General features: G+C 59.5%; 17 protein-coding genes, 1 tRNA gene and 1 pseudogene. 7 read left to right on the forward strand and 12 right to left on the reverse strand.

Annotated features, from left to right (window positions below):
• Positions 1-15: 15 nt before the first annotated feature.
• Both AC6I6U_RS21775 and AC6I6U_RS21780 read right to left on the reverse strand, forming a co-directional pair.
• The gene (locus tag AC6I6U_RS21775; protein WP_497878090.1) at positions 16-996 is read right to left on the reverse strand and encodes an NADPH:quinone oxidoreductase family protein; all 981 of its coding nucleotides are present in this window, start codon (positions 994-996) and stop codon (positions 16-18) included.
• 46 nt (positions 997-1,042) lie between these two features.
• Positions 1,043-1,720 carry a nitroreductase family protein gene (locus AC6I6U_RS21780; RefSeq protein WP_497878091.1) on the reverse strand — a complete coding sequence of 226 codons (678 nt, stop codon included), beginning with the start codon at positions 1,718-1,720 and terminating at the stop codon, positions 1,043-1,045.
• A 96-nt stretch (positions 1,721-1,816) separates the two neighbouring features.
• Between AC6I6U_RS21780 and AC6I6U_RS21785 the strand changes: the two genes are divergently transcribed.
• A complete protein-coding gene (locus tag AC6I6U_RS21785) occupies positions 1,817-2,695 on the forward strand; it encodes a LysR family transcriptional regulator (RefSeq protein WP_497878092.1) in 879 nt (292 codons plus the stop codon).
• Positions 2,696-2,796: 101 nt separating this feature from the next.
• Here AC6I6U_RS21785 and AC6I6U_RS21790 read toward each other — a convergent pair whose 3' ends face one another.
• Together AC6I6U_RS21790 and AC6I6U_RS21795 are read right to left on the reverse strand one after the other, a co-directional pair.
• A complete protein-coding gene (locus tag AC6I6U_RS21790) occupies positions 2,797-3,774 on the reverse strand; it encodes a dipeptidase (protein WP_497878093.1) in 978 nt (325 codons plus the stop codon).
• Between the two features lie 61 nt (positions 3,775-3,835).
• Positions 3,836-5,179: an MFS transporter gene (locus tag AC6I6U_RS21795; protein ID WP_497878094.1), complete on the reverse strand. Its 1,344-nt coding sequence runs from the start codon at positions 5,177-5,179 to the stop codon at positions 3,836-3,838.
• A 277-nt stretch (positions 5,180-5,456) separates the two neighbouring features.
• On the opposite strand from AC6I6U_RS21795, the gene AC6I6U_RS21800 reads away from it, so the two are divergent.
• From AC6I6U_RS21800 to AC6I6U_RS21810, 3 genes are all read left to right on the forward strand, one after another.
• The gene (locus tag AC6I6U_RS21800; protein WP_497878095.1) at positions 5,457-6,023 is read left to right on the forward strand and encodes a helix-turn-helix transcriptional regulator; all 567 of its coding nucleotides are present in this window, start codon (positions 5,457-5,459) and stop codon (positions 6,021-6,023) included.
• 345 nt (positions 6,024-6,368) lie between these two features.
• Positions 6,369-7,565 (forward strand): IS256 family transposase, encoded by a 1,197-nt coding sequence (locus AC6I6U_RS21805; protein WP_497878096.1) that lies wholly within the window; start codon positions 6,369-6,371, stop codon positions 7,563-7,565.
• 352 nt (positions 7,566-7,917) lie between these two features.
• Complete coding sequence (locus AC6I6U_RS21810; protein ID WP_497878097.1) at positions 7,918-8,673, forward strand: SDR family NAD(P)-dependent oxidoreductase; 756 nt, start codon at positions 7,918-7,920, stop codon at positions 8,671-8,673.
• Between the two features lie 59 nt (positions 8,674-8,732).
• Here AC6I6U_RS21810 and AC6I6U_RS21815 read toward each other — a convergent pair.
• Positions 8,733-9,351 (reverse strand): annotated as a pseudogene (locus AC6I6U_RS21815) (LysE family translocator).
• Positions 9,352-9,742: 391 nt separating this feature from the next.
• Between AC6I6U_RS21815 and AC6I6U_RS21820 the strand changes: the two are divergent.
• On the forward strand, positions 9,743-10,159 hold the full coding sequence (locus AC6I6U_RS21820) for a helix-turn-helix domain-containing protein (protein ID WP_497883079.1): 417 nt from the start codon (positions 9,743-9,745) through the stop codon (positions 10,157-10,159).
• Here the strand turns inward: AC6I6U_RS21820 and AC6I6U_RS21825 are convergent.
• The 4 genes from AC6I6U_RS21825 to AC6I6U_RS21840 all read right to left on the reverse strand — a co-directional run bounded on the left by AC6I6U_RS21825 (position 10,077) and on the right by AC6I6U_RS21840 (position 12,509).
• Positions 10,077-10,340: an AAA family ATPase gene (locus tag AC6I6U_RS21825; protein WP_497878098.1), complete on the reverse strand. Its 264-nt coding sequence runs from the start codon at positions 10,338-10,340 to the stop codon at positions 10,077-10,079. The two genes, AC6I6U_RS21820 and AC6I6U_RS21825, sit on opposite strands and share 83 nt — an antisense overlap.
• A complete protein-coding gene (locus AC6I6U_RS21830; protein ID WP_497878099.1) occupies positions 10,249-11,070 on the reverse strand; it encodes a tyrosine-type recombinase/integrase in 822 nt (273 codons plus the stop codon). The genes AC6I6U_RS21825 and AC6I6U_RS21830 overlap by 92 nt, the downstream gene beginning before the upstream one ends.
• 171 nt (positions 11,071-11,241) lie before the next feature.
• Positions 11,242-11,328 (reverse strand) — tRNA-Leu (locus tag AC6I6U_RS21835).
• A gap of 263 nt (positions 11,329-11,591) precedes the next feature.
• On the reverse strand, positions 11,592-12,509 hold the full coding sequence (locus AC6I6U_RS21840) for a LysR family transcriptional regulator (protein WP_497878100.1): 918 nt from the start codon (positions 12,507-12,509) through the stop codon (positions 11,592-11,594).
• 105 nt (positions 12,510-12,614) lie between these two features.
• Here AC6I6U_RS21840 and nfsB point away from each other — a divergent pair, with 105 nt between their 5' ends.
• Positions 12,615-13,271 carry an oxygen-insensitive NAD(P)H nitroreductase gene (gene nfsB, locus AC6I6U_RS21845; RefSeq protein ID WP_497878101.1) on the forward strand — a complete coding sequence of 219 codons (657 nt, stop codon included), beginning with the start codon at positions 12,615-12,617 and terminating at the stop codon, positions 13,269-13,271.
• A gap of 8 nt (positions 13,272-13,279) precedes the next feature.
• Here nfsB and AC6I6U_RS21850 read toward each other — a convergent pair whose 3' ends face one another.
• Both AC6I6U_RS21850 and AC6I6U_RS21855 read right to left on the reverse strand, forming a co-directional pair.
• Entirely contained in the window at positions 13,280-14,149 is an 870-nt protein-coding gene (locus tag AC6I6U_RS21850) for a TIGR03915 family putative DNA repair protein (RefSeq protein WP_497878102.1), read from the reverse strand.
• On the reverse strand, positions 14,146-15,366 hold the full coding sequence (locus tag AC6I6U_RS21855; RefSeq protein ID WP_497878103.1) for a putative DNA modification/repair radical SAM protein: 1,221 nt from the start codon (positions 15,364-15,366) through the stop codon (positions 14,146-14,148). The genes AC6I6U_RS21850 and AC6I6U_RS21855 overlap by 4 nt, the downstream gene beginning before the upstream one ends.
• Positions 15,367-15,553: 187 nt before the next feature.
• Here AC6I6U_RS21855 and AC6I6U_RS21860 point away from each other — a divergent pair, with 187 nt between their 5' ends.
• On the forward strand, positions 15,554-20,515 hold the full coding sequence (locus AC6I6U_RS21860) for a dermonecrotic toxin domain-containing protein (protein ID WP_497878104.1): 4,962 nt from the start codon (positions 15,554-15,556) through the stop codon (positions 20,513-20,515).
• Positions 20,516-20,572: 57 nt separating this feature from the next.
• Here the strand turns inward: AC6I6U_RS21860 and AC6I6U_RS21865 are convergent, their stop codons facing one another.
• On the reverse strand, positions 20,573-21,034 hold the full coding sequence (locus tag AC6I6U_RS21865; protein ID WP_497878105.1) for a hypothetical protein: 462 nt from the start codon (positions 21,032-21,034) through the stop codon (positions 20,573-20,575).
• Positions 21,035-21,040 lie beyond the last annotated feature (6 nt).

A 21,040-nucleotide genomic window follows, 5' to 3' on the forward strand; every position in this document is an offset into this window, starting at 1 on the left:
TGTCCTACTCACTTATCAGTCTTGCGCCACTCTCACCACCGTTTTGCCGAGTCCCTTGCCGGACAGGCCAAACTCCAGCGCAGCGGCAAACTCATCGAACGCGAACACTTTGCCTATGGGCGGTGCCACTTGCCCAGCCGCAACCCATGCCAGCAATTCCTGGACATGGGAGGCGCCCTTCTCCGCTTCATAAATCTGAAACTGGCGCACATCAACCCCCACCAGCGATGCCCCCTTCAACAGGGGTAGGTTTGCACGCAACGAGGGGATGGGGCCTCCAGCAAAGCCGACGACAAGGTGGCGCCCACCCCAAGTCAGCGAACGAAATGCTGGCTCGAACAGAGGGCCGCACACTGGATCGAAAACCACGTTCGGCCCTTTTTGATCGCACAACTCCTTGACCTGGTCACGGAAGTTGTCCGCACTCGAATCAATCACAGCATCGGCCCCTAGGTCGCGGACGAACGCGCGCTTCTCGGCAGAGGATGCGACCGCGATTACTTTTGCACCAAGGCACTTGCCAATCTGTACAGCAGCACTACCAACGCCCCCCGCGGCGCCGATGACCAGCAAGGTTTCACCGGCCTGCAGGTTCGCTCGATCGCGGAGTGCATGCAGTACAGTCAAATAATTGATCTTGAAACCGGCTGCCTGAGCGAAATTCATATTTGCCGGGATGCGGGTAACCGTGTTTGCCGACGCGACCGCTAACTCAGCAAGCCCACCATGGATCTGAGTGATCACTCGGTCGCCAACAGCAACACTGTCTACCCCCTCACCTACCGCCTCGACCCAGCCGCTGACCTCTTGCCCAGGGACGTGTGGCAATGGGGGCTTGACCTGATAGCGACCGAGCGACTCTAGGGCATCAACGTAGCCGATACCACATGCAGCGATGCGTAACAGCACCTCCCCTGTTCCCGGTATGGGATCCGCAGCTTGCACCATTTGATAGTTCGCAATCGAATCCAGATTGTTGGTTTCTACCCGTTTCATCAGCCTCTCCAGTTAACCGATTACATGCGCAATCCAATACGTTCGTTTAGTTGAACCCCCTGAAGTCGACGATTCCCGAGAGCGGCTCTCGCTCAGTGCGCAGCGTATTGATGGGGTGCTCGCTATCGGCGTACCCCAGTGAAATACCGCAGAACACCATCATGTCTTCTGATAGCCCCATATGCCGCTCTACCGTTTTGTGAACCAGCGTCCAACAGGCCTGAGCGCAGGTAGCTAACCCCCTCTCCTGCGAGAGAAGCATTAGCGTCTGAAGGAACATGCCAAGGTCAGCCCACTGTGCTTGCCCCATGCTGCGATCTACAGCCAGCAACATGCCGACGGGAGCATCGAAAAATGTGAAGTTGCGGGCGAACTGCCGGACACGTCCGACACGATCATCTCGCGCCACATCTAAAGTCGCGTATAGATCCTCTCCACACTTGACTCTCCGTGCCTGGTATTCGGCTTTGAGATCTTGTGGATAGATCGGATAGCCCATCCCTTCGCCCCGTGGCTCACGAGCGAGAGTACGCCCCACTTCTTCTTTGAGACTGGTCAAGCTTGACCCGGCGAGCACGTATAACTTCCAAGGTTGCAGGTTGCCACTGGAGGGGGAGAACCGAGCGGTTTCCAGAATTTCCCTCAACAAGCCTTCGTCCACAGCACGTGGCAGAAAAGCCCGTGTGGAGTGCCTGTTCTTTACCGCATGCATCACTGCTGACATGGCGCTTAGCCTTCTGTGACAGGTCTGGCCAAATCCTATCCTTGCTGATTTCGGATTAAAACAGTAGAAATAAGATTTCACTTATGCGCAAAATCGATGAAACTCACCTCCCTTACAGAAGTAGACGCTTTTCTAGCAGTTGCCGAGTGCAAGAGCTTTGGCGGAGCGGCACGGAACCTTGGAATTGCGCAGTCCACAGTGAGCCGACGCATTACCAATCTCGAAGCAAGGTTGGGGCACCAACTGGTTCTGAGGACGACGCGTAAGGTGGCACTTACCGACTCGGGAATCAGTTACGCTGCCGATTTGCGCAATGTACTTGCCGGACTGGAGGATGCAGACACACGCTTGCAGGGCGGGCTTCTCAATGCCGAAGGAGTCTTAAGGGTGACGATGCCTACTTCCTTCGGCCGCGCCTTTGTACTTCCACGAATTGCGCAGCTCACCGCAGAGCATCCTAGATTGCGCTTCGAGGTTGATTTGTCGGATCGCTATGTGGACCTGCTCGATGGCGAATACGACGTGGCCATCCGCATGGCCTGCCCATCCCAGTCGGGCATCCGCTATGAAAAAATCAGTGCTTTTACGTTGGCACTGTGCGCAGCGCCTGACTATCTGAAGAAGCACGGCACGCCTACAGAAATTGCTGAGTTGGCAAACCATGTGTGCATGGCTCAGCGTGTATATGCGCCTGTGATCAGCTTTCCAGTGAGTTGGAGAGACGAGAAGGCTAACCTACACATAAACCCGCGTATCAGTGTCAGTGACTCAACATCTCTGCGCTCACTGGCATTAGCAGGCGCCGGACTGGCAGTCTTGCCCAGGTACCTTATTGAGGAGGAATTGGCGGCAGGAGAACTGACTCAGGTGCTGCCTGATCTCGCGTTTGCCGAGTACGATGTGTACGCTGCCTATCTGCGACACCGAGACGAGCTGGAAAGGGTCAAAGTGCTACTGAGAGCGCTGCAGGCTTGATCCACTTAGATGGCCGCTGCCCCCGGTGACATCCCTCTTCTAGAATCGAGATTCGAAGCACAAACGCCAGCTACCTGGCTGGCGTTTGCAGCTTTCCAGTGCTATTTCCCCCAGACCTCTCTGAGCACATTTACCCAGTTACCTCCCATAATCTTGCTCACCACGCGCTCAGGATGACCACGTTTGAGCAGAGTCTCTGTAAGGTTGGGAAACTCGCCGATGCTGCGCAGCCCTAGTGGATTGATGATTTCTCCAAAATTGGTCAACCGCCGGGCATAGCCTTTGTCATGGGTCAGGTACTCGAAAAAGTCTTGACCGTGCCCTTGCGTGAAATCAGTACCGATACCTACGGCATCCTCACCGACAATGTTCATGGTGTACTCGATTGCTTCGGCGTAGTCATCAATCGTGGCGTCGATGCCTTTGGCGAGGAATGGCGTGAAAAGCGTCACGCCAACAAACCCTCCTTGTTCAGCGATGAATCGGAGTTCGTCGTCGGACTTATTGCGCGGATGCTGCTTGAGCCCGGAAGGTAGACAGTGTGAGTAGCAAACTGGCTTCTTCGACGCGCGAATCACCTCCTCGCTCGTACGCGCCCCTACGTGAGACAGGTCGCACATGATGCCAACTCGATTCATTTCGGCGACCACCTCATGCCCAAATCCAGAGAGGCCGCCATCACGCTCATAGCACCCAGTACCAACAAGGTTCTGCGTGTTGTAGCACATCTGCACGATGCCTACGCCGAGCTGTTTGAAAACGTCCACATAAGGAAGCTGATCCTCAAATGCGTAGGTGTTCTGAAAGCCGAAGAAAATTCCTGTCTTACCGGTCGCCTTAGCTTCCAGGATATCTGCGGTGGTGCGCACTGGGATCACTAGATCGCTGTTATCACGCATCAATTTCTGAGTTGCGGCAATGCTGTCGACGGTTGCTCTGAATCCCTCCCATACCGAAACAGTGCAGTTAGCAGCGGTCAGGCCGCCCTTTCGCATGTCCTCGAACAACTCCCGGTTCCATTTACCAATGATCAGACCATCAATGATGATACTGTCGTTGTGCAGAGCACGAGCACTCATACATCTACTCCTTAGCGTTTTTTGATTGCGCGGGGCTCTCCCGCGCTTTGACACGGCAGGACTACGCCGGACGATGAAGGTTTTTTCCTACGTTGCCAGGCGTTGGCGTCGGATCGTCATGCAAAGAGATGCGTGATGTTTCAGGCAGAGCCAGACCACCACAGAGGGCAAGCAGAGCTATCAGCACCAAGTAGAAAGCTGGTGCGAGGCTACTGCCGGTGTGGTTGATCAACGCAGTAGCCACAAGTGGAGCAGTGCCGCCGAACAGCGTGTACGCGACGTTGTAAGTAATCGCTGATGCGGTATATCGGGTGCGTGTTGGGAACACCTCGGACAAGAGAACGGCAGTCACTACACCAGACAGAACAGCTCCTACAGCCAGCAGCATCACTCCCACGATTGCCGCCCAAACGTGTCCGGAGCTGGCCATCCAGTAGGCAGGGAACACCGTGAAGATCACCCACAAACAAGTGAAGCCGACAGTCCTGCGACGACCGACGTAATCGGAAAACGCGCCGGCTGCCGGGCACGCACCAGCCGCGAAGAGCAGCGCGACGGTCGTAACCATTAGTGATTCGGCTCGGGAAAGGTGCCCCACCACTTGCAGGTAAGTGGCGAAGTAGGTAGTGAACATGTAGAACGACAACCCTGTCAGCGAAATGAATGCGCCAAGTCGGAAAATCACTCGCTTGTGTTGAGTCAAGGTTTCTCGTAGCGGGGAATGAGCGTGCTCCGGTCGTTCGGCAATTGCTTGCTGGAAAGTCGGAGTTTCTTCCATCCGCCAGCGCAGGTACAAACCTACAACACCAAGAGGTGCTGCGATCAGAAACGGTACTCTCCAGCCCCATGCTGCCATTGCCTCAGCTGAGAGGCCCGCTTCCAGTAGATAAGCTAGAACGGCAGCAGCGGCGAAGGCAGAAAATGTCGACACCGGGAGAAAGCTTCCGTACCAGGCACGTCGGTTATTAGGAGCGTGCTCCATAAGGTACGCACATGCACCCGCGTACTCCCCTCCAGCAGAAAAACCTTGCACGCACCGCGTAATCGTCAGGAGCACCGGCGCCAAGATCCCCAGCGTTGCATATGTTGGCAATAGGCCGATGACAGTCGTCGAGCCTGCCATCATCAAGACTGTGGCGGAGAGCACCCGCTTACGACCTAACCGATCACCTAACCCACCGAACACGATCCCACCTAAGGGGCGTAAGGCGAAGGCTACTGCAAACACAGCAAACGTCTGTAGCAAGGCGGCATTGGGATCTGAGCTTGAGAAGAATTGCTTGGCGATAATCGTTGCCAGGAACCCGTAGACGGCGAAGTCAAACCACTCCACAAAATTACCTACCGCAGCAGCAGCAGTTACTTTGCGTAGCGTCGCATTGGATACGTTATTGATTGCATTCATGGTCATTGCTCTCCCGATTTTTGTAATTGAGTAGGATGGGCAGTGAAGGAAGTTAGGTATCTTTTTACTTGCGTATAGGTTGGATTCTGCAAAACTAAATATTGCCTAAGTATCTATGAGTCAGTTTTTTGCCATTCGTCCTATTTTTGGCGCTTGTTCTAAAAATGTCCTAGGTGCCATCATAGGCCCAGGTAGGTTGGTGCTCTACGGTTTCCAATCACCTAGGTGATCATAGAAATTGCAACAGTTTCTCATTTGGCTGGCTTTGGAGGTACGAGTGGAATATGAAGAAGTGGTGTCCAATGCAGACCTTTTCATTTACCACCTACCTATTGCCGTAATCATCGCAAGAAATCGAAAAATCACACTTTGTAATGCCTGCGCATTGGAAATGTTTAGGGCAAGCCCGGAGCAAGTAATTGGGGCATCTTTTGAAGTTCTCTATCCAGAGCACAAAGATTTCGAGACTGCCGCCCAACATTTCGGCCCACTGCTATCCAAGCACGAGAACTTTCAAGACGATCGCTTGATGCGCCGCCTGGACGGCACCCACTTCTGGGTGACGGTGCGCGGGTATGGATTCAATCCCAGTGCCCCCTACGAACTGGCAACCTGGGTGTTCACACACGTGTCAAACGCCGAGCTTCCATACCGCGAAGAGAGCATAATGCTTACGGCTCGCGAAAGGGACGTAGCAGCGCTAATGGTTGATGGGCTGACCAGCAAGGAGGCTGCCAAACGTCTGAACATCAGCCCGAGGACCGTGGATATACACCGCTGTAACCTTTTAAAAAAGTACGGTGTTAATTCTACAGCTGAGTTAGTCAAACGCATCGTCAGCTGAGCACTAGCAAAATTGAAAAACTGCTATAGCCTGCAAATCGAAAAAACGATCCGACCTAGATGTTTGCAAGCTAAATTCCGAGCAGATGAGTAATACTGCCTACCGATTATTTGCCCTCTGCTCAACGCTAATGCACATATGGCTTAAAAAATAAACCATGAAAATAGCGTCAGATGTACTCAATTGAGCACACTGCCACTGACGGCAAATAGACAGCCACGATCGTGTCCCGAGAAGTGGTGTAACTGAACCAACCGAAGGCGCCCTGCGGGCGAAAGAGGATGGTCATCGTGGTTCTTGGCTAACGTTGAGTTTGCGGACTTAACCTTCACCAGAGAAACCACGATGACCAAGCCCACTATCGCATTGACCGAGCTGGTTGAGAAAGGGGCAGACGCCGATCTGCTCAAGCAAATGATCCAGTACGTTGCCCAGCGCATGATGGAGTTGGATGTCGAAGGCCTGTGCAACGCTGGCTTCGACGTCAAAAGCCCCGACCGGGTAAACAGTCGCAATGGCTACCGTGATCGCCTCTGGCAAACCCGCGCTGGCGACGTTGATCTGAAGATCCCAAAACTGCGACAAGGTAGCTATTTTCCGGGCTTCCTGGAGCCGAGACGCACCGCCGAGAAAGCCATGGCAGCCGTCATCCAGGAGGCCTACATCCAGGGCGTATCGACGCGCTCGGTTGATGAACTGGTCAAGGCCATGGGCATGACCGGTATATCGAAAAGCCAGGTATCACGACTGGCTGGCGAGATCGACGAGCGCGTTCATGCCTTCCTCGATCGTCCGCTGGAAGGCGATTGGCCCTATCTCTGGATCGACGCGACCTACGTCAAAGTGCGGGAGGCCGGGCGTATCGTCTCGGTCGCCGTCATAATCGCCGTGGCCGTGAACACCAATGGTGGCCGTGAAATCCTGGGCATGCGGGTTGGCCCATCAGAGGCCGAGCCGTTCTGGACGGACTTCCTGCGCAGCCTGATGCGGCGTGGGCTACGCGGCGTAAAGCTGGTGATTTCCGACGCTCACGAAGGCCTCAAGGCCGCCGTTTCCAAGGTTTTCCATGCCACCTGGCAGCGCTGCCGCGTGCACTTCATGCGCAACGCCATGGCCCATGTCGGCAAGGGGCAGCGCACCATGGTGGCGGCGCTGCTGCGCACGGTCTTCGCTCAGGACAGCCGCCAGGAATGCCACCAGCAATGGCGCCTGGTGGCTGACCAGTTACGTGAGAAATACCCAAAGATCGCGGCGCTGATGGATGGCTGCGAGGACGAAGTGCTGGCGCACATGGCGTTTCCCAAAGCGCACCGGCAGCAATTGCACAGTACCAACCCGCTGGAACGGTTGAATGCAGAGATCAAGCGCCGCACTGAAGTCGTTGGCATTTTCCCCAACGATCCGGCCATTACCCGACTGGTTGGCGCGATGCTGCTGGAACAGAACGACGAATGGTGCCTGCAACGGCGCTACATGCAGTTGGAGGCTTTCGAAGCGGTCAGCGATAATCCGCAGGCCAAGCTGTCGGCCGTGATCAACTAAACGGCAAACTCAGTGGCCAAGGCCACGATGAGTTACACCACTTCCTGGGACACGATCGACAGCCACCCGCGTCATCCCGCTCCTTTTGTGACCGATTCCACCAATCGATTTCGCAATCGGGGGAGCCCGTTGACAGAGTCCGCAGCAGGCCTTATTTTGTACGCATCACTGCACACAACAGTGCAGCCAGACATACAGAGTCTTCCTGACCGCAGTAGTCTTTCGTGAAGTCACCTATGGTCAGATCGAGCATCCTGCTGCAACCATACCTTTTCCTTCTGTCTATCCGGGGCGCACGTCGCCTGGGAAGCTGAACGCCTGGTTCAATCACAAACAAAAACGGGAGTCGACGATGAACAGATTCGAGAACAAAGTAGCAATCGTGACCGGCGCTGCAGGTGGCATCGGATCAGCGATTGCAGCGCGGCTGGCTAGCGAAGGCGCCAAGGTGGTGATCAGCGATGTGAACTTTGAAGCAGCTCAAGCCGTCGTAGAAACCATCCAAGGTAACGGCGGCAAAGCTGTGGCCATCGCTGCGGACATTTCCAAAGGGGATGCCTGCCGCGAATTGGTACGGAAAACGGTAGCCGAGCTGGGAACGATCGACATCCTGGTCAACAACGCCGGTATCAATCGCCGCGGTAATTTGCTCTCTCTGAGCGAAGACGATTGGGATATCAGCTTCGCAGTTAACCTAGACTCGATGTTCCACCTCTGCCGCGCGGTATTGCCGATCATGATCGATGCGGGTGGCGGCGCTATCGTCAACACCGCTTCGCAGTGGGGTCTCTACCCTGCGCCTGGACACATCGCTTACAACGTTACCAAGGCTGCAGTGGCATCGTTCACCCAGAACCTGGCACGTGATTACGCGCCGCATAAAGTACGCGTTAATGCTGTTTGCCCAGGTGAGATTCACACGCCGATGCTAGAGGCGGGTGTCCGTAGATCTGGCCGCACCATTGCCGATCTCGACAAGATGGTACCCTTCGGGCGTATCGGTAAGCCTGAGGAAGTTGCTGCGCTGGTGGCTTTCCTGGCTTCGGACGAGGCCGCCTTCATGTGCGGATCGCTCGTCGAGATCACCGGCGCTCAGCCAGTAGCATGATCCAATTGACCTATCGCTGGCCAAAAAGGCCCAGCGATAGGTCTACCCCAGCCTCCTCGTCAGCCTCTACTCATGGCCAACCGTGCTGCGAAAGCCATGAAAATCATGCCCGTAGCTCGATCCATTCGACTGACCACTTTCTCCTTTCTCAGCACGCCTCCCAACGACTGCGTTGCCCCAATCAGCACTGAGGACCAGAGCAAACCCAGCACTACATGGATGCCGACCAAGCCGAATGTCCCGGATGAGTGATTGGCCTTGCGGAATAAACTGCGGCAGAAAAGAGACGTAGAAGATCCCTATCTTCGGGTTGAGCACATTCCCCATCATGCCTTTCACGAACCAATTGGTGGACGTCGTCTCTTGCGCGTTTACATCAGAGATCGATCGGCGGGGGCGCAACAGCATGTTCCCCCCCAGGTACAGCAGGTATGCGGCTCCACAGTACTTCAACAGGCTGTAGGCTACTTCCGAGACCGTGAGCAGTGCTCCTAAACCAAAAGCGATAGCGCCGCCCCAGAGCAAGCAACCGGCGTTTATGCCCAATGTGGCACGCATGGCCTGCGCCCTGCCCTCAACTGTAGCGGTTCTCAAAACCAATGCCGTATCCAACCCAGGTGTGAGGGTAAGTACAGTTGCGGCCAGAGTGAAAGCAATCAAATTATCAGTGACAGACATATCTAACGACCACAGATGAACACAATGAAATTCAGTTAGCGGGTAATACGTTCCAACACCTTATCCAGCGCCCGATGCAGCGCTCGCTCACCACCATGATGATTGAAATCGCGCAAGACCTGCTCATTCAGCCCACCTGGAGTTACGTAGGCGACGCTCAGTTCCTGGAAGGGGACTGGGTCGCTGAAAACCGCAACATCCGACAAACTAGTGTGGTGTCTCAAATATAATTTTAATAAAATCGATTTCTGGTACTCTTGTGGCTATCGCTTGATGGAAGCCATACATGCCCAGAACAGGTCGCCCTCCCAGGAAGCTGATCATTACGCCAGAGGAGCGGGCGGAGTTACTTGCCCGCTTGGCCATCCGAAAGGCCCCTGCTGATGAAAAGATGCGGATACAGATTGTTTTGGCATGTGCCGACGGAGAGCGTGGTGCAACCATTGCAGAGCGTCTGCACACGACTGTTCAAACGGTTTCAAAATGGTGCCGCCGATTTGAGGCGTACCGGTTTGACGGCCTGATAGATGCAGCCCGCCCGGGCCGTCCACGTACCGTTTCGGATGAGCAGGTGCAAAACGTTGTCAACCGGGCGCTTCAAAGCCTGCCCGAGAATGCCACACAGTGGAGCGTGCGCAGCATGAGTGCTGCAACGGGCGTATCGCCCGCTACAGTGCAACGGATCTGGAGCGCTTTCGGCCTGAAACCTCACTTGCAATCCACCTTCAAGCTGTCGCACCTTCATCCACGGCGCCTAGCAATGCGAACTCCAGCGCTTCACACAGGCTGGTTTTTCCGCTGCCGTTAGGGCCATAGAACAGGATCAGGCGCCTGGCGAGATCAAACGTCTCAGGGCTTCGAAACCCTCGAAACGGGCCAATCGTCAGCTCAGAAAGGCTACGCCAGCTCCAGCCGACCCCTGCAGCAATGGCATTCAACAAAGGTAACGCTGGGCTCGTTTGAGCAAATTGACCACGAGCAAGCTCCACAATGCGAATTGCCCGCTGACTGCGGTTTGCGGGTTAATTTGCGCCCCGGATACGCGTTGATTCTGGCCTGCAGCTCAGGAAGGCGTGACAACGGCAAGGCTGGCCGATGGGTGACTTTTGGCGCAGTGATCATGCCTTGAAGATCATGTGCCGGGTTTTCGGTAATGAGACGAAGGCGTTTGGCCTCTCGCATTATATTTTTCAGGAAGCTCTGCACTCTGATGGCGACATCGATTGCCCCCCGCGCCCTGATCGCCTCCACAGGCTGCATCAAATCAAAGGTGTCGAGGCTCACAATCGCTCGGGCGCCAATCAAGGGGAAAACGTCGGTCTTGAGACGATGCAAGACCGTCTTGGCGTGATCAGGCGACCACTTGGTAGACATGTTCTTGTGCCAGCCCAGGGCAACGCTTTCAAAGGTCGCCCCGTTGACCACGTCTTCCAGCCTGGTTTTCCGCTTGCTCTCTACAGGATCAATGCCACCCGCAAGCAACTGCTTCGCCTCCAAACGCTTCTGGCGCGCATCGCCCAGGCCGATCACAGGGTAATTGCCTAACGAGGTTAAACCTTCCCGCCCATCGGGTTTCACATACCTGAGACGCCAGCCTTTGCGGCCATTAGGTTGGATCAAAAGGTAGAGCCCATCACCGTCGAAAAGCTTGTAGGGCCGGTCAGTGGGTTTGGCGAAGCGACAAGCAGTATCCGTGAGAGGAGTCGTTGTACGTGACATAAGGGTACTCTCCTTTTTCGAACCGGAGATTACCCTTAATTGTACCCTTAAAACGGCTGGATTTCCGGGTACGGGCCTGGAACCTGATGGAAGGCAAAAACGAAAAAACCCGCCAGGAGGCAGGTTTTCAAGGCTTCCAGAGATCTCGTAAGCCTTCTCTGGAATGTAAGATGGTGCCCGAAGCCGGGGTCGAACCGGCACGTCCTTACGAACGGGGGATTTTAAGTCCCATGCGTCTACCAATTTCGCCATTCGGGCGGCAGCGCGGTGCAGCGGTCGACGCGGCGGCTCATGGTGAGCCGAAAGGTTTGATGACCTTCCAGGACCGGGGCGACAAGGGCACGAATATATACATCCCCTCCCCTCGAAGCAAGTTCACCGGCGCCAATTTTCCGTATTCGACACATTTCGCAAGCTTATGATTTTCAAAGGATTGCGCTTCGAATCAAACCCGCTGGCGAATTATCGCAGCAGATCCCGACCACCTTTCACGTATTTTCCATAGGGACATTAGCCCAATTTCAGGGTGGCAGCACCGGGCCCTTCTGATCCAGTTCGCGGAATTTCCCTTGGAGAAACTGGTAAAGGGCCTGCACGGATGCGGAAATCTGCCGCCGATGCGGGCACACCAACTGCAGCCGGGTATGTTCGCCATGGTATTCGGGCAACAGCAGTTCCAGGCGCCCCGCCGCAATATCGGCACGCACCTCCAGCCAGGCCTTGTAGATGATGCCCTCACCCGCCAATGCCCAGTGCCGCACCACATCGGCGTCGTCGCTGAACAGGGTCCCGGTGACCGCAACTTCACGGCGCTGGCCATCCTTGTAGAACGCCCATTTGTCGTAATAGCGGCCCTGCAACACGTAGCAGAGGCAATTGTGCCCGGCCAGGTCGTCGAGGCTGCACGGTCGTCCGTGAGCCTCCAGGTACGACGGCGCCGCCACCAGCACCCGCCGATTCTCCGCCAGCGGCAAGGCGACGAAACTCGCATCCTCGAGATGGCCGTAGCGCACCGCGACATCGACCGGATCACGGAAGACGTCGGAAATCTGGTCGGACACCGACAGGCGCAGGATCAGCCGTGGATGCAGGCGGCGAAATTCGATCAGCCAGGGCGACAGCAGGTTGCGCCCCAGGTCGGAAGACACGGCCATCTGCAGGGTGCCCTGCAGTTCGAGGCGTTCGACGTGCAACTGCTCGTGCCCTTCGCGCAAGGTTTCCAAGACGCCTCGTGCATAAGGCAGGTAGCGTTCGCCTTCCGCAGTCAGGCGCAGGCTGCGAGTCGAGCGGGCAAACAGGCAGATGTCCAACTCGCGCTCCAGGCGCCGGATCGCCGCACTGACCTGGCCGGGCAGCAGATCCACCTCGCGGGCCGCATTGGAGAAACTGCCCAGCGCGGCAGAGCGAACAAATAACGACAGGTCATCGAGCCGAATCATTTTCACACCAGGAGTGAAAGAGCTAACCGATCTTACCTCTTTATCTCTCTGTCAACGAAGATCAGAATCAGCGCCAGTCCTCATCCTGCCGCCATGGAGTTCCCGATGAACCTCGCGCACATCACCGCCCAGCGCTACACCACCAAAGCCTTCGACGCCTCGAAACGTATTCCCCAGGCCGCCATCGATGAACTGCTGACACTGCTGCGCAACGCACCTTCATCGGTCAACTCGCAGCCTTCGCACTTCATCGTCGCCTCGACCGCCGAGGGCAAGGCACGCCTGGCCAAGGGCGCCGAAGGACGTTTCGCCTACAACGAACCGAAGATCCTCAATGCCTCCCACGTGATCGCCCTGTGCACCCGCACCGGCATGAGCGACAGCCACCTGGAAAAGGTGCTGCAACAGGAACAGGAAGACGGCCGCTTCGCCAGCGACACCGCCCGCAGCGGCCAACAGCAGATCCGCTCGGGCTTCGTCGACCTGCATCGCTACGAGCAGAAAGACCTCCAGCACTGGATGGAAAAGCAGACCTACCTGGCCCTCGGCAGCCTGCTGCTCGGTGCCGCCTCGCTGGGTATCGACGCCACGCCAATGGAAGGCTTCGATGCCAAGGCGGTGGATGCCGAACTGGATCTGCACGCCCAAGGCCTGACCAGCGTGGTACTGGTCTGCCTGGGCTACCGCAGCGACAGTGACTTCAATGCCACCCTGCCGAAGTCGCGGCTGCCGGAAAACTACCTGTTCACTCACCTGGCCTGATCGACAGGCTACCTGGGCTCGCCAGCCAGCCCCTGACCTGGCGAGCCCTTCCCGCCGGCAATCCGCTTGCCGCCCTGCAACCCCACTTCCCGCGCCTGGCCATCACGCTGCTTGCCCTGCCGGGCCTGCCCCACCAACCGGGGAATCAGCGGCCCCTCGGGCAGATGTCGCCAGAAACGCCCCGGCATCTGCTGGCGCATGACCTGCGGATTGACACGGGCCGGGTTGAAGATGTGCCGGTAGTAGGTCAGCCATAATTCGGCGTCCGGATCATCGGCATGAAGGGCCCACTGGCGCCACTGCTCGGGACACTGGCGTCGGTAGTCCAGCGTCTCGCCATCGAAGCGGATGCCATCACGTGAGGTCGCGATCAGCCAGCGTTGTCGGCCCAGCCGCTCGGCGAAATGACCACTGGCACTGGCGAGAATGTCATGGGCAGGTTCGTGGAAGGCCACCAGGTCCAGTTGCAACCGTTCGGCCAGGGCGTCGGGCAACGGCACGAAGCGCACGAAGGCATGCAGGTGATGGGCCTCGCGCCGCACCTGCTTGATCCGCCGCTGCAATTCACTGCCCAGGCGGTCACCCGCGAGCATCGCGGTACGGTCGCCGTGGGCGACCCGCCAGAGCACCTCGTAGAGCAGGTTCCAGCGCTGCTCGCCATGATAGCGGGCGGCCTGTTCGAGCTGCGCCAGCAGCGCCGCCGGCACTCGCGCACAGAACAACCCCGGCCCGTTCGGCAACGGCGTGGGTTCGGCCAGCAGATCGAGCATCGGCCCTTCGGTCCAGGTCACATCGACCGGGTCGATACCGTGCCCCAGCAGTGTCCGTGCCTGGTTGCGCCAGGTACCGAAGTCGTTATCGCAGTCCAGCGCGATCATCCCCAGAGCCCCATCTGCAACGGCGCCTGGGGTTCACGCAAGCGGGCGCGCAACAGGCCGCTGCGGGTTTCCGCCTGGGGCGGTCGATAATCGCTGGTGACGATGAACGGCCGGGCTTTGTCGAGCACGCAACGTAGCTGGATCAGGTCGTCATAGCGAATGCGCCGTTCCCGGCGCAACGCCACCAGCCGCTGCACGCTACGCAGGCCGATGCCCGGAATGCGCGCCAGCAACGCCGGTTCGGCGCGGTTCACGTCCAGCGGAAACACCTCGCGGTTGGCCAGCGCCCAGGCGAGCTTGGGGTCGATGTCCAGCTCCAGGTTGCTCGACTGGCTCAACAGCTCGCCGGCCTTGTAACCGTAGCCGCGCATCAGGAAGTCGGCCTGGTACAAGCGGTGTTCGCGCAGCAGCGGTGGCGCGGCCAGGGGCACGCTGTCGGGGCTGTCGGGAATCGGGCTGAACGCCGAGTAGTAGACACGCCGCAGGCCGTAGCCCTGATAGAGCGATTCGGCATTGCGCAGGATCGTGCGGTCGTCCGTGGCGTCGGCACCGACGATCACCTGGGTGCTCTGCCCGGCCGGCGTGAAACGCGGCGCCCTGGCCTCGCCGGCCACCGCCTGCTGGCCGAGATGGATGGTGCCCATGGCCTGGCGGATAGTGGTCAACTGCTTTTCCGGTGCCAGGCGCTTGAGGCTGGCCTCGGTGGGCAGCTCGATGTTCACGCTCAGGCGGTCGGCCAACCGGCCGGCCTCCTCGATCAGCAGCGGGTCGGCATCGGGAATGGTCTTGAGGTGAATGTAGCCGCGGAACTGGTGTTCCTCGCGCAACAGTCGCGCCACCCGAATCAGTTGCTCCATGGTGTAGTCGGCCGAGCGGATGATCCCCGAGCTGAGGAAAAGCCCGCTGATGCAGTTGCGCCGATAGAAGTCGAGGGTCAGGCGCACCACCTCTTCCGGCGTGAACCGCGCCCTCGGCACATTGCTGGAACGACGGTTGACGCAGTATTGGCAGTCGTAGAGGCAGAAGTTGGTGAGCAGCACCTTGAGCAATGAAACACAACGCCCATCGGGGGTGAAACTGTGGCAGATGCCCATGCCATCGGTGGCCCCGAGCCCGTCCCGACCGCGGGAACTGCGCTTGGGCGCGCCGCTGCTGGCGCACGAGGCATCGTACTTGGCGGCGTCGGCGAGAATGCCGAGCTTGGCGATGAGCTGCATGGACTACTACTCGAAATACTGATCATTCATACAGTATTCCGAGATACAAACACTTGCAAGCACCGTTCGGCCAAAGATGCCTTGATCACCGTACAACAGACCTGAAAGCGCCATACATAGCTACCGCATTCACTTCCCGCACGCCACCTAGCGTGTCCGATTCGAACAACGAATCGGACCTCACGCAATGCCAAACGAACCCTCCACCCTTCTTCCCTCTCTTCCCGCACCCCGCTCGACCCGCAACCATCGCCTGATCATCAGCCGCCTGCCCGCCTGGCTGACCGGTGCCACCCTCGCGCAGCGCCAGGCCTTCGCCCGTGCGGTCAAGCGCAGCCAAGGTTCCAGGGTGGCGTTGGCCAGGCACCTGCAGGGGCTCAAGAGCGCCCGGCTGTTCGCCGCCCCGCTGCTGACCCAGGCGCTGAACGAGCGTTACGGTCCGGGCCTGGACATCTACCGGGACCAACTGCGCCACGTGCACATCCTCGCGGCCGCCACCCTCGGCAGCCCCCGCCAGGAAAGCATCCTCACGCAGAGCCTGCTGCAGGCCGCCCTGCAGAATTTCGAAAGCGCCGAGACCGGTTATTTCGGCTTCGATCGCGGCTCGGCGATCCTGCGCAAGTCCACCCGGGTGCTGAAAAAAAACATCACCCTGCCGGACTTCGCCGCGCTCTGCCGGCAACTCGACCTGGGCGGTCAGTACCGCAAGCACATCGAGGGTTTCCTGCTACCCGCCGGGCCCGGCCAGCCAGCGCCCTATCGCGTGCTCTTCGAACAGCAGCAGCGCGATGAACTGGCGCTGCAGGCCGAAATCGCGCAGATCCAGGGCAACCTCGACGCGGCGGCCTACCAGATGCTGCAAAGCCTGATCGACCCGGCCCGGACACCCCAATGGAGCGACCGCCCGATCACCTGCAGTTACCTGACACTGCTCGATTTCGTCAACCCCAGCGGTTATCGCGGTGCCGTGCTCAAGGGTGTCATGCTGATCGAACGCAACGACCCATCGGGCACGGCAGGGTCACCCTGCGTGCTGTACCTGGCGGGTGACCCGCAGCAGTCGGTCAAGCAGTATGCCTCCCGCCAGGCCGCGCACGACGCGCTGCGGGAGCGGCTGCGTGGCAAACCCTACCAGGCCTTTTTCAAGCGCTACGTGCACCTGCGCGCGCAGCCGGCGTTCTTCAGCGCCCTCGGCGAGCGGCTGGCCTCGCCCACGCCTGGGAAAGGGGCGGACCTGCACCTGCAGGCGACCTCGCTGGGCAACCAGCCCTTCGGCGAATTCTGCACCCTGCAGACCGTGAAGCGCCTCGACGACGCCAGGGTCACCGCCGTGCCCACCGACGACGAGAACAGGAAAACCCGCAGCGAACGCCTGCGCTCGCTGCTGAACTGGACCACCAACCTGCTGTTCCTGGTACCGGGCCTGGGCGAGGCGATGCTGGCGGTGGCCGCAGGGCAACTGATCGTGCAGCTCTACAACGGCATCGAGCAGTGGCGCCATGACGAAAAGGAACAGGCGGTACTCGGCTTCCTCGGGGTGGTGCTGAACCTGGAACTGCTGGGACTGGGCACCGCGCTGCAGGTGGGTTTCGAAGGCTCGGCCTTCATCGAGGGGCTGCACCCGATCAAGCCCGCGCCCAACGAACCGGCGCTATGGAAACCCGACCTGTCGGCCTACGCACACGAACTGCCCGACAGCGTGGACGCGAACCCCGATGCCGCCGGTCTCATTCACCACGACGGCAAGACCTACCTGCACCTGGACGGACGCAACTACCAGGTACGCCCCGGCACCGGGGTCAATCGCTTCCACCTGCTGCATCCGCACAACCCCGACAGCTACGCACCGCTGCTGCAACACAACGGCAAGGGGGCCTGGCAATTCGAGTTCGAACAACCCTGGCAATGGCAGCGCGCGCAGCTGTTTTCCCGGCTCGGGCCGGATGCCGCCAGCCTCGACCCGGCGTCGGTGGAGCAGGCCATGCGGGTCAGCGGGGTCGACGACAGCCTGCTGCGCCGGATGCACATGGACCAGGCGCAGCCACCGGCCCTGCTGGAGGACTGTGTGACCCGCTTCAAGCTCGACCGCGAACTGAACAACCTGATCCGTCGCCTGCAGGACGGCGGCGTCGCCGGCCCGTCGCTGGACGAACTGCACATGGAACTGCAACTGCTCACCAGCGAGCCGGTCTGGCCACGCACGAAGGTGCTGCGCCTGCTGGACCGCAAAAGCGTGCGGATACAGGAATACCCGGCGGGCCAGCCGGCCCTGGTCAAGCGTATCGACCTGCAATGGCCCGGCCTCGATGCCAACCGGTTGCTGGCCAAGGTGCTGGAAAACCTCGACGAAGGGGAAGTCCGCACGCTGCTGGACGAGGAATTCGGCAGCGGCCCGTTCAACCTCGAGACCCGCTCCGGCCACCTGCGGCGCAAGCTCGCCCCGCAGGCGATCAGGCGTCGCAGCGAACTGTTCGACTCGCACTATCGCTATCGCAGCCAGCCCGTCCAGCCTGGCGCCGCCGTGATCCAGCGCGACTTTCCCGGCCTGTCGACACCGGTCGCAGAAGAGCTCGCCCGCAACGCCAACCCGCTCGAACGCCAGCAACTGCTCGGCGCACGACGCATCCCCCTGCGCCTGGCCGAGGAAGCCCGCCACTACTTGCGCAACCAGCGCCTGGCGCGGGCCTTGGAGGGCTTGTACCTGGAGTCCGGCCATACACCCGACACCGACCGCGTGATCCTGCACCAGTTGCAGAAACTGCCCGGTTGGTCGCGACAGGTCCGCCTGGAAATACGAGAGCGCAACCTGAGTGGTCCCCTGTTCGACAGCATCGGCAGCGAGTCGGCGCCGATCCGCAAGATTCTGCTGAAAAACGCCGGGCGCTACGAAACCCTCGACGCCGACGGCCTGGAGTTGCATGGCCCGGACGATCTGTATGCGAGCGTCCTGCACGCCCTGCCCGACGCCGAACGCAAGGCCCTGGGCTTCCCCGGCACCCACGAGGCCAATGCCCTGAAGGGCCAGCTGCTGCAACAACCGCTACCCGATCGCCAGGCCTTGGCCGCCCTGCTCGACCTGCCGGCCATCAAGCCCGCCCATCGGCTGCCGATGCGCCTGGCCGATGGACGTATCGGCTACCCGCTCAGCGGACGCGGCATCGGCGGACGCACGCGGCTCATGCGCTCCCAGACATTCATCGAGCTTGCGCAGCGCCTGTACCCCGACCACCACTGGTGGGAGAGCGAAGCGTTTCTCGGCCTGCGCGGCCTGAACGAGGGCGCGGCCGTGCTGCACCTCGAACAACTGGGGCAGACCTACACCAACTTGGGCGAGGAACTCGACACCTGGGTGGCGAGCACTTCAACGTCGGCAGAACTCGCGCAGGCCAGGGCACAGTTTGCGGACAGCCTGAAAGGCTGCTGGCGCCGGGGCTGGTCCTACCACTCGAGCCTGGGCGGGTATCAATTCAATCAGTACCTGACCCTCGACCTGGCACCGCTGCCAAGCCTGTCGGCAACCTTCGACCATGTGACCGAGTTGACCCTCTTTCACGACGCTTCCAGTGTGGCAACCCAGATCGGGCCGTTTCTCGCCCGTTTTCCTCACCTCATACGATTGACGATACGCGGCGGCATCCTGGACGAACTGCCGGCGAGCCTGGGCTCGATGCCATACCTGGACTATCTGGACCTGAGCAACAACCACATCGTTCTGACCGAGCAGGGCGTCGCCCTGCTGACCCGGCTCACACGGTTGAAGAAGCTGGACCTGGGCAACAATCCGTTCCTGGGACGCACCCCGAATTTCAGTGCGATGTCCGAGTTGCAGGATATCTATCTGCACAATTGCGGGCTCAATACCTGGCCAACCGGGTTTGAACAGCTGCCGCGCCTGCGCCTGCTGGACCTGCGTTCCAACAACCTGGGCCATGTCCCCGAAGCCCTGCTCGATACCAGCGAACAGGGGCAGCGCCTCGCCCGGACCCTCAACCTCTTCAACAATGCCATCGACAACCTGGACGACGTGGTCAATTACCATGCAGAAACCGGGCTCGACCTGAACCTGGAACTGGAGTTGCCTTCCGATCCGGAGTCGGACGCCTCGCCAAGCGAAACGGCATCGGTGCACAGTCCGGTACTGGCGCGCTCCCCCGTCGCCCGCGACGAACAGCCCTGGTTGCAAGGGCTCATGTCCGCCGCCGAACAGGATGACTTTCGCAATGACTGGATGCTGCTGGCCAGCGAGGAACCCGTCGAACAATCCGAAGAATTTTTCCGGGTGATCCACGACCTGACAGACTCGGCCGACTACCTCGATCCGGTTGTTCGGCCAAGGCTGCAAGACAAGGTCCGCCGCATGGTCCGCGCCGCGATCAAGGACAGCGAGTTGCGTGAAAGGCTCTTCCTCAAGGCCAACAGCCCGGAACCGGACACCTGCACCGACGGCATCACGGTGGCCTTCAGCGACATGGGCTTCGACGTGCTGCTTCATGAAGCCTATGAGGAGCCAGAGTGGCAGCGGATCGAGTCGAAGCTGCTACGCCTGGCCCGGGGCAAGTCACGCCTGGATCGGGTGAACCAACTGGCCAAGGCGGAAATCGAAAATCGCGTCGGCGACCCCGACCAGGCGGAAATCTACCTGGCCTACCGCATTGGCCTGGCCGAACGCCTGGCGCTACCCTGGCAGGCCTCGAAGATGCGGTATGCGCCCATCGCCAATGTCGGCGAGCGCCAGTTGGAGGCCGCCTACGAGGCCGTTCTCGAACAGGAAAAACAACCACGGGACCTGGTCCGCCAGACGCTCAAGCAGGACTTCTGGGAACAGTACCTGCACGACCAGCACCTGCAGGAGCTCACCGAGAAGCAAGCCTTGCGCGAGCGCAAGGGCGATGCCCTGGAAGAACTGAAGAGCGCCCAGGAACGCTGGTTCAACCCGGCCAGCCTGTCGGAGGATGAAAAGGCCTCGCTGCAAGTCACCATGAAGGCTTCGGCCGCAGTGCTGGGCCAGCCGGAACAGCAGGTCTTCGCCCGTAGCCTGACGGACGCCGAATACCATGTTCTCTACCAGGCCATCGCCGGCGAATACACCGACGAACTGGAACGGCTCACCGAGGAAGCCCTGCTGGAACACGGCCTGGCAGTCGACTGACACCCAGCCGGTGTGCGGCACCTGGACGGGCCGCACACCCCCTATTGAACCAACGGGCTAGATCGAGACGGAAAAGCCGCTGACCGCCGCCTCGACCTCGATGTCACAGTGCTTCACCTGCGGGCGCAACAACAGCAACGACTGGCCCTCGGCATTGCGCAACGCCACTCGCGAGCCCTCGCCGACCACCGCCAGGGCCACGCCCACCAGGATCAACGCCACCCCCACGCCCGGCACCGCGATCAGGGCGAAGCCGGCCAGGGTCACGCCAAAGGCTCCCAGCAAGCGGCTGGCCGCACTGGCCATGCGCGCCGAGGTTTTCAGCACCGGAGCCGACAGCTGATTTTTTTCGACGGCGGTTTTCGCCCGCTGCAGATCATCCTGGGTGTCCTGCAGACGTTTCAGGGACAGCGCGTCGCCCAGCGAGACGCCTTTGCGTTTCAGGCTCTGTTCCATCTGCGCCATGGCCGGAAGCAGCCGGGTCGAGCAGGTTGGCAATGAGCGGAAAACCCGTGCCATAGGCCT

The organism is Pseudomonas sp. UTLPPB19802 (genome assembly GCF_059730225.1).

What these genes read in the sequence shown, in the direction of transcription:
- AC6I6U_RS21775 (WP_497878090.1), bottom strand. Translation starts at nt 996, where the DNA reads ATGAAACGGGTAGAAACCAACAATCTGGATTCGATTGCGAACTATCAA.
- AC6I6U_RS21780 (WP_497878091.1), bottom strand. Translation starts at nt 1,720, where the DNA reads ATGTCAGCAGTGATGCATGCGGTAAAGAACAGGCACTCCACACGGGCT.
- AC6I6U_RS21840 (WP_497878100.1), bottom strand. Translation starts at nt 12,509, where the DNA reads ATGATTCGGCTCGATGACCTGTCGTTATTTGTTCGCTCTGCCGCGCTG.
- AC6I6U_RS21820 (WP_497883079.1), top strand. Translation starts at nt 9,743, where the DNA reads ATGCGGATACAGATTGTTTTGGCATGTGCCGACGGAGAGCGTGGTGCA.
- AC6I6U_RS21850 (WP_497878102.1), bottom strand. Translation starts at nt 14,149, where the DNA reads ATGATCGCGCTGGACTGCGATAACGACTTCGGTACCTGGCGCAACCAG.
- nfsB (WP_497878101.1), top strand. Translation starts at nt 12,615, where the DNA reads ATGAACCTCGCGCACATCACCGCCCAGCGCTACACCACCAAAGCCTTC.
- AC6I6U_RS21790 (WP_497878093.1), bottom strand. Translation starts at nt 3,774, where the DNA reads ATGAGTGCTCGTGCTCTGCACAACGACAGTATCATCATTGATGGTCTG.
- AC6I6U_RS21810 (WP_497878097.1), top strand. Translation starts at nt 7,918, where the DNA reads ATGAACAGATTCGAGAACAAAGTAGCAATCGTGACCGGCGCTGCAGGT.
- AC6I6U_RS21795 (WP_497878094.1), bottom strand. Translation starts at nt 5,179, where the DNA reads ATGAATGCAATCAATAACGTATCCAATGCGACGCTACGCAAAGTAACT.
- AC6I6U_RS21830 (WP_497878099.1), bottom strand. Translation starts at nt 11,070, where the DNA reads ATGTCACGTACAACGACTCCTCTCACGGATACTGCTTGTCGCTTCGCC.
- AC6I6U_RS21785 (WP_497878092.1), top strand. Translation starts at nt 1,817, where the DNA reads ATGAAACTCACCTCCCTTACAGAAGTAGACGCTTTTCTAGCAGTTGCC.
- AC6I6U_RS21855 (WP_497878103.1), bottom strand. Translation starts at nt 15,366, where the DNA reads ATGCAGCTCATCGCCAAGCTCGGCATTCTCGCCGACGCCGCCAAGTAC.
- AC6I6U_RS21805 (WP_497878096.1), top strand. Translation starts at nt 6,369, where the DNA reads ATGACCAAGCCCACTATCGCATTGACCGAGCTGGTTGAGAAAGGGGCA.
- AC6I6U_RS21860 (WP_497878104.1), top strand. Translation starts at nt 15,554, where the DNA reads ATGCCAAACGAACCCTCCACCCTTCTTCCCTCTCTTCCCGCACCCCGC.
- AC6I6U_RS21865 (WP_497878105.1), bottom strand. Translation starts at nt 21,034, where the DNA reads ATGGCACGGGTTTTCCGCTCATTGCCAACCTGCTCGACCCGGCTGCTT.